The 12,562-nt window shown below is 47.0% G+C and carries 21 protein-coding genes; 11 read left to right on the plus strand and 10 right to left on the minus strand.

The features are described from left to right. Window positions 1–2: 2 nt before the first annotated feature. The 10 genes from LMH68_RS14520 to LMH68_RS14565 all read left to right on the plus strand — a co-directional run bounded on the left by LMH68_RS14520 (window position 3) and on the right by LMH68_RS14565 (window position 6,353). A complete protein-coding gene (locus LMH68_RS14520; RefSeq protein WP_136984520.1) occupies window positions 3–407 on the plus strand; it encodes a BlaI/MecI/CopY family transcriptional regulator in 405 nt (134 codons plus the stop codon). Further along, on the plus strand, window positions 404–622 hold the full coding sequence (locus LMH68_RS14525) for a hypothetical protein (RefSeq protein WP_048666278.1): 219 nt from the start codon (window positions 404–406) through the stop codon (window positions 620–622). The genes LMH68_RS14520 and LMH68_RS14525 overlap by 4 nt, the downstream gene beginning before the upstream one ends. Then, the gene (locus tag LMH68_RS14530; RefSeq protein WP_229647030.1) at window positions 622–873 is read left to right on the plus strand and encodes a hypothetical protein; all 252 of its coding nucleotides are present in this window, start codon (window positions 622–624) and stop codon (window positions 871–873) included. Before LMH68_RS14525 ends, LMH68_RS14530 begins: the two co-directional genes overlap by 1 nt. Then, window positions 870–1,511, plus strand: coding sequence for a DUF3164 family protein (locus tag LMH68_RS14535; RefSeq protein WP_229647029.1), 642 nt, complete (start codon window positions 870–872; stop codon window positions 1,509–1,511). The genes LMH68_RS14530 and LMH68_RS14535 overlap by 4 nt, the downstream gene beginning before the upstream one ends. A gap of 235 nt (window positions 1,512–1,746) precedes the next feature. Then, complete coding sequence (locus LMH68_RS14540) at window positions 1,747–2,889, plus strand: PP2C family protein-serine/threonine phosphatase (protein ID WP_048615417.1); 1,143 nt, start codon at window positions 1,747–1,749, stop codon at window positions 2,887–2,889. Then, window positions 2,873–3,925: a serine/threonine-protein kinase gene (locus tag LMH68_RS14545; protein ID WP_048615418.1), complete on the plus strand. Its 1,053-nt coding sequence runs from the start codon at window positions 2,873–2,875 to the stop codon at window positions 3,923–3,925. The genes LMH68_RS14540 and LMH68_RS14545 overlap by 17 nt, the downstream gene beginning before the upstream one ends. After that, window positions 3,922–4,989 (plus strand): serine/threonine-protein kinase, encoded by a 1,068-nt coding sequence (locus LMH68_RS14550; protein WP_048615419.1) that lies wholly within the window; start codon window positions 3,922–3,924, stop codon window positions 4,987–4,989. The genes LMH68_RS14545 and LMH68_RS14550 overlap by 4 nt, the downstream gene beginning before the upstream one ends. 225 nt (window positions 4,990–5,214) lie before the next feature. Next, a complete protein-coding gene (locus LMH68_RS14555; protein WP_048615420.1) occupies window positions 5,215–5,496 on the plus strand; it encodes a hypothetical protein in 282 nt (93 codons plus the stop codon). After that, entirely contained in the window at window positions 5,493–5,942 is a 450-nt protein-coding gene (locus tag LMH68_RS14560; protein ID WP_156168099.1) for a regulatory protein GemA, read from the plus strand. The genes LMH68_RS14555 and LMH68_RS14560 overlap by 4 nt, the downstream gene beginning before the upstream one ends. A gap of 222 nt (window positions 5,943–6,164) precedes the next feature. Next, entirely contained in the window at window positions 6,165–6,353 is a 189-nt protein-coding gene (locus LMH68_RS14565) for a hypothetical protein (RefSeq protein ID WP_136984526.1), read from the plus strand. Here the strand turns inward: LMH68_RS14565 and LMH68_RS14570 are convergent. From LMH68_RS14570 to LMH68_RS14615, 10 genes are read right to left on the minus strand one after another with little or no spacing between them, the layout of a single operon-like run. Beyond that, entirely contained in the window at window positions 6,337–6,669 is a 333-nt protein-coding gene (locus LMH68_RS14570) for a hypothetical protein (protein ID WP_197090246.1), read from the minus strand. The two genes, LMH68_RS14565 and LMH68_RS14570, sit on opposite strands and share 17 nt — an antisense overlap. Then, window positions 6,611–6,988: a hypothetical protein gene (locus LMH68_RS14575; RefSeq protein WP_229647028.1), complete on the minus strand. Its 378-nt coding sequence runs from the start codon at window positions 6,986–6,988 to the stop codon at window positions 6,611–6,613. The genes LMH68_RS14570 and LMH68_RS14575 overlap by 59 nt, the downstream gene beginning before the upstream one ends. Continuing rightward, window positions 6,975–7,514 (minus strand): lysozyme, encoded by a 540-nt coding sequence (locus tag LMH68_RS14580; protein WP_048615422.1) that lies wholly within the window; start codon window positions 7,512–7,514, stop codon window positions 6,975–6,977. The genes LMH68_RS14575 and LMH68_RS14580 overlap by 14 nt, the downstream gene beginning before the upstream one ends. After that, a complete protein-coding gene (locus LMH68_RS14585) occupies window positions 7,511–7,771 on the minus strand; it encodes a hypothetical protein (protein WP_048615423.1) in 261 nt (86 codons plus the stop codon). The genes LMH68_RS14580 and LMH68_RS14585 overlap by 4 nt, the downstream gene beginning before the upstream one ends. Window positions 7,772–7,795: 24 nt before the next feature. Further along, window positions 7,796–8,962, minus strand: coding sequence for a baseplate J/gp47 family protein (locus LMH68_RS14590; protein ID WP_136984528.1), 1,167 nt, complete (start codon window positions 8,960–8,962; stop codon window positions 7,796–7,798). A 1-nt stretch (window position 8,963) separates the two neighbouring features. Continuing rightward, window positions 8,964–9,995 (minus strand): phage late control D family protein, encoded by a 1,032-nt coding sequence (locus LMH68_RS14595; protein WP_048666291.1) that lies wholly within the window; start codon window positions 9,993–9,995, stop codon window positions 8,964–8,966. Then, a complete protein-coding gene (locus LMH68_RS14600) occupies window positions 9,986–10,204 on the minus strand; it encodes a tail protein X (protein WP_048666292.1) in 219 nt (72 codons plus the stop codon). The genes LMH68_RS14595 and LMH68_RS14600 overlap by 10 nt, the downstream gene beginning before the upstream one ends. Beyond that, window positions 10,201–10,599, minus strand: coding sequence for a phage tail protein (locus LMH68_RS14605; protein WP_229647027.1), 399 nt, complete (start codon window positions 10,597–10,599; stop codon window positions 10,201–10,203). The genes LMH68_RS14600 and LMH68_RS14605 overlap by 4 nt, the downstream gene beginning before the upstream one ends. Beyond that, complete coding sequence (locus tag LMH68_RS14610; RefSeq protein WP_229647026.1) at window positions 10,600–11,187, minus strand: hypothetical protein; 588 nt, start codon at window positions 11,185–11,187, stop codon at window positions 10,600–10,602. Then, entirely contained in the window at window positions 11,184–11,822 is a 639-nt protein-coding gene (locus LMH68_RS14615) for a hypothetical protein (protein ID WP_229647025.1), read from the minus strand. The genes LMH68_RS14610 and LMH68_RS14615 overlap by 4 nt, the downstream gene beginning before the upstream one ends. 139 nt (window positions 11,823–11,961) lie before the next feature. On the opposite strand from LMH68_RS14615, the gene LMH68_RS14620 reads away from it, so the two are divergent. Further along, window positions 11,962–12,513 (plus strand): phage protein Gp27 family protein, encoded by a 552-nt coding sequence (locus tag LMH68_RS14620; protein WP_048666296.1) that lies wholly within the window; start codon window positions 11,962–11,964, stop codon window positions 12,511–12,513. The last annotated feature ends 49 nt before the right edge of the window (window positions 12,514–12,562 follow it).

Raw genomic sequence — 12,562 nt, forward strand, 5'->3', positions numbered from 1 at the left:
CCATGACACTGCTCCCCAACACCACCGAGACCGTAATGGCCTTGTTGACTAAGCACCAGCCCTGCACGTGTAAGGTTCTTTGGCAACAACAAGTTGGACGTGACCGCCTTGCGATCACCACCATTAAGAACCTGTTGATGCGTTTAAAAGCACATGGCGTAGTTACGGTTGGTGGGCAAGAAGGGAATGCATACCTCTATCAACTGACAGGGACCTCACCTTACTCCCCATGTCTTACTTGCCGAGGGAAAACTCTGAAATGGCACTTACACAATGGTCATTGTAAGCATTGCAGGCCCAAAAGAGGCAAAGGCAACAACCCCCAGCTGGATGCTGAGTTTCAATTTTTACTCTCTCCTGCTTACCAGTTATTAAACCAAGTTCTAAGTCCTTGGGAGGCAATATGAGTCGCAGAGAAACGGATGAATTTGTTTGGTTGCGTGGCGGTCGAGTCGCCAGCCGTAAACCAAAAGGCAAAGGTGAATTGGTGATGAGTGATAGACCTTTATTAATTGCTGATGCCGACATGGCAAAATTCGATATCAACATGAACTGTCAAGGCATCGAACGACACATGCAAGCCGTTAAGCTTAACCACAGCATTATTTATTGGGAGGCGTAATGGGACAGCAATCCAATCAAGACATTAAGCTCGAAGTGATTGTTCGCTTTGACCCAAATAACCAAAACGGTATCGGAGAGTCCTCTATCGTAGACTATCGAGCAGAAGCATTGACCCAATTGGAATCAAACACAGCCATCGCTGCTTACGGCGCAAAAGACACGGCTTACCAAGCCGTCAGCCAATTTTTAAAACAACAGAACGAGCTTATTCAAGCTGACCATTTTATTAAAACAGGAGCACCACAATGAATAAAACGACTCAACAACCAGAAGTAAGGCCAACTCGTCCAGCCGCACCGGAAGGCTTTGTGTATAACGCGGAAGGCAACCTTATCGCACAGTGTAATATTCCGGCTCATGAATTGCGTAAAGATGCGTTCGTCACCAGTTTGGTTAAGCAAGTAAAAACGCATCAAAAACACCTTCAAGCCTTCAAAGAGAACCTGGTAAAAGCCTTTGAAGAGTTTCGAATTGAAATGCTAGAAAGCTACGGTACGAAACTGCATACCCGTGGGAATGGCGATAACGTGGCGATGTTTAGCTTTGATGGAAAATACAAGCTCACTTACAAAACCGCCAAACTGAAAACTCTTGGTCCTGAGCATGATGCAGCTCGTCAATTGGCGCGTGACTACTACAATAGCCAAAAAGACAAACTGCCCCATGATGTGTTAATTGCGGTTCAAGATTTCTTTGTGAACGATGCCTCTATTGCAAACACCATTAGCTTTATTGGCAAGGACTTCCAAGACCCAAGCTTACGCAAGGCTCAAGAAGCCGCAAAAGATTCACTGTTGGTCATTGGTAGTAAGTCGTACTTCAATTTTTATGAACGTGATGATGAAGGCGAATACCAACAAGTCCATTTAAACTTCAGCAAACTGTAGGGATGTCATCATGGATAAAGTGACCACTTTAATTGGGACTAGTATCGCTGATGCTAAAGACTCACTGGAATGCATACTTAATGCAACGTAAGACCTACTTAAAAACTCTACTTTATCTATTCCTTTCGCTAAATGTGAATCAAGTAGCCTTAACTTAGGGGGGAATCACAAGGCATATTGAAACTCGTGTGTTATTATCTTTTTAATAGATATCAATAGACTATAGGGCTAAATAATGTTTCAAGAGCTATTGCAGAAGCACCTTGCGAGAGGTGTTTTAAGCAGAGGGCTGCTCTCTATCGATAGTGGAGCAATCGCTCTGGCTTCAGATCTTGGTCTGAAGAGGTCTGAAAATCAGGATAGAACGGCCGTAATGAAATTCCGCACTTCAACTGCTTTCTACACCCTTATAGCGGTTGTTGATGGTATGGGTGGAATGAGAGATGGAGAAAAAGCTGCCGAGCTAGCGATTTCAACATTTTTCAGTTCTGTGTTGGAAACAGTACACCTAGGTTCTGAACACGCAATCACGCAAGCAACCCTAACTGCGAATAATGCTGTCTTCGCATTTACCAATGGTAAGGGCGGAAGCACTCTATCTGCCATTCTACTGTGTAGCGACGACAAGAACATGACCGTTAATGTCGGGGACAGCCGAATTTATGCGAAAGATTCTGTCTTAAATAAAGTAATCAGGCTTTCCGTTGATGATTCATTAGCAGAAGCCGTCGGTGGAAGCGGAACTGAGCTACTTCAATTTATGGGAATGGGTGAAGGCATTAGGCCTCACGTCGCTCCGTTAACATCAGAAATAAGCCAAGTCTACCTGACAACGGATGGTGTTCATTACATTGAGCCTCAAACTCTATCTGACATTGTAAAACATGCGGGAAGAGTTACTCAGGTTGTAGAGCGTTTGATCGCTACAGCGCGTTGGTGTGGAGGACCTGACAATGCATCTATCTGTGCTGTTGATTTGGAGCTACTGAACTTTGAGGAGCACATAGATGATATAGCTGTAGTTCAAGTATCTGATCCGTTTACCTCAATGCAGTTTATTTGGGGTAACTCTCCGGTTGAACAAAAAATAGCACCTAAAAATCAGACTCGTAATGAACCTCAAAGTGATGAGGTCCTTTCTGAGCAAGCAGATGAAACTGATAACACAGAGAACTTAACTTCGACCGATGAAGAGGCGAAAGAGCAGCTTGATGAAGAAACGAAGGTTGAAATCAAAGAACGCCCGAAAAGAAAGGGACGTCAATCAAAAAAGAGAGTAGACAAGTCAGATTCAGAAGAAGAAATTCAAAATAAAATGACAATTTGTGATGAAGTCAGTGACGAAAAGGGCGAGGTAAAGGATGATTCTTCCAAGTAGATATGAACTCAGTGGTACGAACGATACTGGTGGTATGGGAGACATCCTTTACTGTAAAGATAATCACTTACAACGTGATGTTGTAATCAAGTTATTGAAAGGTGATGCAGAGCAAAGACGATTGTTTGATGAGCAACGATCTCTCATTCAGCTTCGCTCTAAACATGTAGTCCAACTGTACGATGTTGTTAACGTCGGCGAGCAAGTTGGACTGGTGCTAGAGTTCATTCAAGGTAATGATCTTGCCAACGGGGCTTATGGTACTGATATGGACGGGCTCGTAGAAACGCTTTGGCAAGTAGCTTGTGGGTTATCCGATATACATGAAGCAGGAATCATCCACCGAGATATCAAACCTAACAATATTCGTCGAGATGACTCCGATGTTATCAAAGTCTTCGATTTCGGTCTTGCCAGAAAACTTGATAGTGCTAAGACAAACAGCGTCATTGGTACTGTGGGATATATGGCACCTGAATTATGGCAAAATGGCGAAGTGGAATTTACCACTGCTGTTGATGTTTACGCCTTTGGTATCACTGCGATGGCTCTTGCTAATGCGAATGTTCCCCGAGAACTACTGGAGTACCCTCCCTTACCTTCAGGGCAAGGTTGGGTTCAAAATAGCTTACCCAGCCTAGATTCAGATATTGTGAACATCTTAGAACGATGCTTAGCCTACTCCCCTGCCGACAGACCAACAATCGCTGAGGTTGAGAAAGTCCTGAGAAGACATCTTCTAAGAGACAAGCACAAAGGTCTTATGGTTATGGAGAGTCAAGTCAAAGAACTTAATAGCCAAAACCGACGAGCGAAAATTTCTTCTACTTACGGTACTAGCTTGAATGGTGAGATTACCATTGAATACGACGGCTATGACTTCAAGGTTGCAGCTCTTGGTGGTGATGTAACGGTGAACAATGCTCAGGTAAATGTTGGGCATATTCTACCTGGTGCTTCTGTTATCACTCTTGGCACTCCAGCTAGAAGAGGCTTTGTTACCTTCGACATTTCAAACCCTGAGGTGGTTTCATGATTGTTCCTAATACTATTATCGCTGGTCGCTATGAAGTACTTGATCACATTGGTGCTGGTGGTATGCAAGATGTTTATCTTGCTGAAGACAAATTCCTCGGTGGTCAGGTTGCTTTGAAAACGCCTCAGCCGGGACAAAAAACTCGTCGTTTCCAAGCTAGTGCGGTTATTGCAGGCAAGGTAAACCATCACAATGTGGCAAAAACACTAGATTACTTTGAAGAAGAGGGTAACGTTTACCTTGTAGAGGAATTCGTTAACGGTCAAACTCTTGAAGAAAAGATTGAGCAACGAGAGTTTCTTGACCCTCACCTAGCAGCTAGAACATTACATTTGTTAGCTAAAGGTATTCGTGCGTCACACATTCAAGGTGTAATCCATCGAGATTTGAAGCCAAGTAACATCATGGTTGATCCTAGTGCTGGTGTCGAAGAACTGAAGATCACTGACTTTGGCATCGCTACTTTTACTGAAGAAGTATTTAACGAGGAAGCTGAATCAGGAGATATTACTCGTTCTACATCTGGCACAGTAAAAGGGGCTCTTCCATTTATGGCTCCAGAGATGATGTTCCGAAAAAAGGGAGACACCATTACGTGCGCATTAGACATATGGTCTATAGGCGCAATGATGTTCAAGCTGATGGCTGGTGAATATCCTTTCGGTGTTTTTCTTGAAGCAGCTGTTAACGTGAAAAATCAAGAGAGACTCGATTGGCCTGCATTTATGACTGCTAATGCTCAATTTCAACCTCTATGTCGAGAGCTTCAAAGCATTGTCGATAGCTGTCTAGAATATGATCCTGCAAAACGCCCAACCGCAGATGACTTAGTGAGAATGTGTCAGAACCTATGCTATCAAACATCTGAACGCCATGAAGCAACTGTATATCGACTAATTCAAAACGGTTACAGTGGCTTTGCAGAAAGCCAGAGTCACGACGTTTTCTTTAGTGTTCATAGTCTTTATGGTGCTTCTAGAGTTCCTAATGGGAGCAAAATTTCATACTCGAAATTCCCGGGTCGCCCTAATGCCAGAGCTCATCCAGTAATTATCGAAAAGTAGAAATAATTGAGCCGCGGTCAAAGCGGCTCAATTATATCATTGCGATTTCAAGTGTCATTATTTGCTACTGAAAAAATCACACTGCATGAACTAAATCCTGCCATATTTGTACCATTCATTACTCTCTTTCAACTACATTTCGTTAACCAACATCAACTTTTTTCTTACAAACGCTTCCAGATGCATAAACTATGAACAATAACTTATTGTGAGTGAGTAACGTTTATGGTCATGTCTTCCGCTCGTATCGGGCGACCTAAAGTCGATAACCCCAAATCTCAAGCCGATAGAACCCGCGAGAGTCGTATGCGCAGCAAGGCACTAGGTCGAGTCGAACGTAAGTTTATCCTCGATGCCGACAGTGCGGTTCTATTTGATACGCTGCGCCGAGATGCTGGCTTCTCCACCAAAGAAAAATCCGAGTTCTTTGCGGCGCTGCTGCTTCGTGTCGCCAACAAGAATTGGCTCGGCAAACCTTTCACCTTACCCATTGAGGAGGCGCTATGAAAATGAAGATAAATCGTCATGCTTACTATGGCTTGGTGCATAAAGGTGTGAAAGCGTTATTGAATGACCGCATGGGGTTTTATGATGACGATGAGTATCGCAACTACCTAGGCATTCAAACGGGGCAGACAAGCTGCAAAGACTTGAGTGATGATTCGTTGCGTGAGCTAGTCGCAGAGTTAAAGCGTCAAGGCTATTTGGAAGACTCTGCCAAGTTTAAAAAGCGCCTGGGAGGCAGTTCGTCTCGACAGCCATCCAACTTACAATGGGCAAAGCTAGCGGCGTTGGCTAAATCTATGGGCTGGCAAGGATTAGATGCCCCCGCATTGGATAGCTTTGTGAAACGCACGGTAAAAGTCGAACGTGCTCGCTGGCTCACTCGTGACACGATACGTGCTGTGATTGTGGGACTGGAACGCTGGGAGGCATCATGTCAAGGCGAGTAAAGTTTCGGGCCGAGCCTCGCTATGAGGTGCTTAACCCTCGGACTCAAGAAGAGCTCGAGGCGCTCTTACTGGAGATGTATCCCGATAACCGCATCGCGGCAAGCGAGTTTCAAGCCGCGCTCAATCCCATTGATAAAGCGATCATCAAAAGTGATCTAGGTATTCGTAACTGGTACACCCCTAAAGAGCTGGCCGAGTACCTATGGAGAAGGAGTAATTATCATGCCATCGAAACCGATCCGTATGCTTCCAGCCTATGAGGTATTTAATAGCTGCACTCGCACCCAGCGCAACCACGTGCGAGATGGCTATTTCTTTGCCTCTAAACTGCAAACCTGGTTTGTGTTCGTAAAGGACAAAGGTGAAGCCGCCAATGGTAAACCAGAAGAGCAGCTCAGTCTGTTTGGGTAGTGGGCAGTGATTGAAGAGTTTGAATGGCGCTTGCATCCAGTTTGGAGCAAGCGCCATTTTTATTGGTGTAACCGTAGAATGTTCGATTGCGCTCTATCTTACAGGCGCACAATCGAAAGTACGTAAGCCAGACAGCATCACGGCTGGCCGCTTCGCCATAAGTCAGCGGCTTTTGGTCAAACGGCTGCTCACACTCCACCAAGTCACTCACTGGTGGCGATTGGATAAGGTCCTGGTATTCATACTGAGTGACAATCTTAGTATCCTGACACCCAGCCAACAGGATAAGTGATAGGCTCAGCACTGCATATTTCATGTTCAAGCTCCTTTTCCAATTGTTCGACGCGTGTTTTTAACTGATGCCGAGCATGGCGCTCTCGAGTCGACGTCTCATCCGCGACTTGCTGCGCCTCACGCCTTTGAGTGGTTAATGTCGTGATGCGCTTAGCCAATAAATGGTTGGTGGTTTCCTGGCTGGTAATGGTCTCGCCTAGCATTTGGTTACTAGCCTTTAGCTCACTGGTGTAGTGGAAGAGCTTATAGTTGACCAGTAAGCTCACAATGAGTATTGCGCCGCCTAACCAAAAAGCCGTGCGTTTGAGCTGGCCTAGAACGCCCATATTATTGCCATCCATTCAAACAAATCGCCATCTCTTTATCTCGCCGTTTGGGAATACCTTCGCAACCACTGCCTTTAATGCGGCAGTCTTTCTTATTAACATAGACCCAACGCGGGTATTGCAAGCAGGCTCCGCGATGGTCTCCTTGATTAAAGGTCTTGAGCAAGGTCGAACGAGCAAAGTTACCCGCGCCGAGGTTGAACACAAAACTCACCATCATGTCGTATTCCGCTTGGCTCGGCGTTTGTGTGAGATGTTTTTTCACCACGCTCTCAGCACTGGCCACATCCTTAACAAAGTCGTGGGCGATTTGCTCATTTGTTGCCGTGTCACCTTGCTTCACCTCTTGAGTATGCCCAAGACCGAGAGTCCAGGTGTTGGCGCTGCATTGGTAGGCTTGAGCGCGGCAACCTTCTTCATTTGCAATATGACGCAGACCAGGCTCACTGACACTCAAGGCGTCATCGATGTTAAACACGATGGCCAATACGGCGGTGATGGAGCACACCAAGGCTTTCGCTGCATTCGCTTTCAGACTCATGAGGTTTCCTCCGAATCCATCACGTTGTCATCACCGGTTTGTAAGCGAGCCAGCTTGGCTTTATTGAGTTGAGTCGCCACCGCATAATGGCGAATGGCCATACAACCCGAGATAATACCCACAGTGATAGCAACGAGTTGCGCAATATCATTGACACCAAAACTGACAACCGTGGCCATCACGGACGTACCGACTTTCTTTAGACCCGCTAAGTCCGTGAGGGACATCAATATGGCTTTCATTCCCGTTTCACTCATTGGCTTTTCTCTCTCTTATTATTGTTATTCAAAGGTTTGTTGACTGCTTTCAGTGATAACTTCAAAGGTGACGGCCGTGAGGGTGATAAGCGGCCTTTGTTTTTGGGTCACCGGTTTCGTCTCTGTAATGACTTGACCATCGCTGCCAGTCACCGCCCCTTTAGCTAGGTACACCCCTTCAATACGTTGGGCCAGCGACGTTAAGGCTGCAGGCACTATGTCGCGTCCGTGCTGCGTCTTCCACGTATTAATGACGGCTTCAATGTTGGTTTTTGCCGTCATTTGAATGGACTCAGCCAATGAGGCGTAGTCACTGAAGATCTGCAGGTGAAAGCTGGCCGTTGCCCTGACATCCGTTGCATCCACCACGCGCACCAAATCCCCCATAGGCACTCGCTTATCCCCTGAGCACTCTGACTTAATCAAGTCTTTGATGGCTTGGTTAGGAAGCGAGCCATCTTGCAAAATGGCACTGATTTCAATTTCATTCGGGGCCGGAGTCCAAACCGACACGTTCTTAATTGATGAACTGCTTGAGCGAGCAAAGTACTCATACGCCTCGTACGGCCCAGCCACACTGAACTTTGACGGCGAAATATAGATTCGATAGGCAAAATCATCATCACCCTCAATCTCAGAGCCACCTTGTGTGGTCTCAGTATTGGCCACACGTTCAAGGGCATCCAATGGCGTAACAGCTTGATGGATTTGTCCGGCTAAAAAGCCATTTCCCTGAAGGCCAGTTTCGATGCACTCTACGCTCGTCTGAATGCTCTGTGTGCCCGCACTGACCACCACCTCTTCCAATGTTTCAAACAGAGTTTGGTTATCCACGGCAATCACTTGATAGCCCTTAGCAATGACAAAGCCAGTATGAGGGGTAAAGGTAAAAGCCATTACCGTACGGGCCTTTGAGGCGGGCAACCGTTCGGTTTCAGTGAGCAGTCCAAGGTTGTCTAAACGCTCTTTTTCTGCAAACGGCAGCAAGTTCTGTTTGCTTTCATAGTTAATGAGCGCTTTGAGCTCGTTCTTCTCATACGCGATTTGCTCAAGATGAAACGTTTCTGGGTCGTTGATGCCAGGATAGTGCCCTGTGCCTAGTTGGTAACGCTGCTTGAGGCTGACAAGGTCGGCGTTATAATTCACCTCGACCAGTTGCGGCTCTGGGATATTAGGGAATCGATTGGTCATATCAGTTCGCTCTTGCTAGTTGCGCGCTGGCGGTCCACGAACGTCCACTAATGGAGGTCGTCACGGTGGTGGGTTTCCAGCGGTTTGGCACGTTGCCAAAGTTTAAAAATTCAATCAAATGTGCGGTGGTTAACATGATATTGGTCACTGACATGCGTCCTTTCGCGCCTTGTTTCCCGTCTGCGCCGTTTTGTAAATAGGACTCGGCGTAAGCTCTGGCGTCTGCCATGGATTTCACGTTGTCGATGTTGTGCAGCATCTTCACTCGATCGCCCGTCGCGGTGGCATCCCCTGCACGATAGCTAAAAAGCTGCTGGGCTTGCTGGTCATAACCATTGACTTCGACCGCTACGTACTTTGAACGAGCGCTATCGGGTAAATTGAGAGCGGTGAGAATGTCTCGGTTTAAGGTGTCAATTTGAATCACGTCGTCTTTAAAGTTGCCCATCACAAGGTTCTTGCCTTTGATGGCCATCGGCACACTGGTTTGCTCTGACAATCGAGTTAAGAATGCGGGGGTGGTTTCATCTCGCTGCTCAATGCGAGCAAATTGAAAGTCAGGCGTATCAGGCGCTTTGATAAACGATAGGCCGCTCTCTTTTGCCCAAGACTGTGCAACGCGCTCAAACGTGACATTCTCTTGTACCAAGCACTGCTGATTGTCGATAAAACCTCGCTTGATGGTGGGCGGTTTGGCGTTTGCACCGACCATCACATCATCAGGCCCAATCTTGAAGGACACTTCATCAATACTGAACTCTCCCCACAACCACTCGTGACGCTGACCGCTTTCATCTAACCAGCCAATGCCTGGCGTTAAGGTGTCCCCTTTGGTGGGATACCAGGCCTGACAAAAACGGCGGTCTTTGTTAAACAAAGTGAGAGACAAGGTATCTGTACCGGTTTGTTTGCTTTCCATCACATCGGTATAGGTCATGGACTTGACATAGCGACTGAGCTCAGCGGTCACATCCTTTCCCGCCCAGTGCAAAATGGCGAATGGACGGATAAGCCCTGTTGCGGTTATGCCCATGGTGGCGTCTCCACAGTGACTGTGTTCACCACTTTCACCGCAGGGATGTTGACGGTTTCCCCTCCGCTAAAGGTAAAGCTGGTCATGGCTCGGGTCAGCTCACGGTTGGCATCAAATAGCGCATCGACTAAGGTTTGATTGGTGACGCTATAGGCGCGATAACAAATCTGCTCCCAGCGCTCGCTCTGGCGTGCAATTAAGGTATTCATGAACGCACTTCCACGATGTCCAGTTGATAGTCCACACTGGTCACCACGCCACTAGGCAGCGTTTGAATATTGGTGCGGGTGATTTTACGAATACAAAACTGCCCATGCACCATTGAGCCCACGACCAAAGCGCGAGGCACGCCATTTTCGCCCATTAATTCGAGCCGCTTGGCCATCTTTGTGATGTCGACAAAGTGATTATTAAAGGTCAGATCCAATAAGGCGGTGTGCTCATCTTCACCCATATTCTGGTGCGCGGGATAACCGTTAATGAGGTCTTGTTTGTTGATCTTAAAAGTGCGCGAGTCGCTGATTTTGTTTGGCGTGAAGCGCCCCTTAAAGACTAAATCACCAAAGCCGCCCCACTGGGAATAATTCGTTGTTTGTTCTGTCATCTATGATTCCTCATCACTGATGGTGTGACTCTTACCCGTGAGAAGGCTCTTGGCGGTGATCTCAGTCACATCAGGGTTGGTAAAATGTTTGTGTACGGTGAGCACCAATGTGGCTTGCCAATCTTCGCGCCAAGTAAAGAGATCGTCTTTGGGGTCAAAGTCATCGTCTTGTTTTGGCTCACTCCAGCCGGATGATGTTTTTCGAGCATCGGAAATCTCTGCATCGCCCACGACCGTCAGCCGCTCCCAGAATTCACCAAAGCCAGCAGGCAAGTCTTCACCAATGTCTTTTAAAATAATCAGGTCATGGGTGAGATAATCGGTCATGCGCAGGTTGAGTTGTATCTGCTGACTAGATAAAAAACACTGCGTGTTCCCGCCGCTGACCCTGGCTGAAATCACCACATCAAGGAGCATTTCATAAGCAGCGAACGAGGCTTGTGTCGTCAGTGCCAGCCGATTCAACGCGCGGATACCATTGAACATCACACGCACTTCTTTTCTGGCCACCGCATTGGAGGGCTCAATCACCGCTTGCATGCCAAGTGAGGTTTCCAGTGTTTTCTCTAATGTTCGAATCACTTTCATTGGATTGCTGCCTTTAACTGCTCTAATGCCATTTCTTGCTGCGCTTGTTGCTGCTCGGGACTTAAATACATGAACTCACGACTGGAGACTTTGATTTGCGGCGTTCGGATGTACAGCACATAGAACACGCCTTTCTCTGCGCCTTTGTTGTTTCGGTTGGCTTTAGTCTTCACCTTTTGACCAAAAGCCTTACCCCCCAAGGGTGCTCGTCCCATGATGGAATGAGGCCGGTAGAAAATCTTCCAGCCTTGAAGCTCTAATCCTTCCAAGGTTTTACGCACCCCATACACCTCGGAGCGTTTCTTTACCTGCTTGTTGACCGGTATGGCGAGCTGTTTGGCTTTCTTCGCTTTGATCACGCCGCCATTGTTAATCAGTGGCGCATGGGCTTTGTTGGTGCCTATGCGGTATTCCTCTTTGCCAGCCTTGTACGTCAATGAGGCGTAGGTTTCACCTGTATCAAACAGGGGGTTAGCCCCTGCGTTCTTGGTGTTTTTGGTCAGCGGAGCATTGGGTTTAAACGTGCCGTTTTTCATGTTGTTGCGCACACACTGCAAACCAAAGGGAGCCAACGTCTCTGGCAGACCCTCAATCGCTTTGGTGGTGTTATGCAATGCATCAAGAAAACCTTTCATCGCTGATACGCTCCATTGAACGGTGTTTGAACCAGGCTTAAATTCTGCCTTTTATTTAGCGGCCATCTGCCGAACGGAAGTTAATCAACCCTTCGGGGGATAAGCTGCACGCTCACGAGAACAATAAGAAGGAAACCCCATGGCCCCACGCTCAAAGGTGGAATTGCACGGGCTGCTTGAGCGCGTCATTGAGATGTACACCGTGGACAAAATGAAGCTGGACGATATCGCGGAGGCGCTCAAAGAAGACGGCTTTGATATTTCACGTTCGTCAGTGCATCGTGTGCTTCGTAGTAATCAGGAGTTGATTGAAGAGCAGCGTCTGGTTCAAGAGCAGGCAGAGGTCTTTCTAAAGGAATTCAAAGACAGCCCCAACACCGATATCTCAGAGCTGAACTTACAAATCATGCAGCGCTACATGTTCAAAGTATTGCGTGAATTGGAGTTTGGTCCTGAGTCATTTAAAGATCCGAACAAGCTGGCCAACTTGTTAGCGCGACTATCGGATGCACAGGTGAACCTTGACCGATTGAAAGTTGAGTTTCGTAAAGGGGTCGATGCGGCAAAGGCCGAGTTTGAAAGTCAGCTTACCGATATACTCAAAGAGACGCGCCCCGAGCTCTTGCTTGAGTTGGTCAGCATCATTCAGAAAATTCGTGTCGACCAAAAAACGAAACGAGGCCGTCGATGAGCGGCCTCTTTGGTGGATTGTCCGATGCGGATTTAGAGAATATTCGAGA

The organism is Vibrio sp. F13 (genome assembly GCF_020806305.2).
GTDB lineage: Bacteria > Pseudomonadota > Gammaproteobacteria > Enterobacterales > Vibrionaceae > Vibrio > Vibrio crassostreae_C.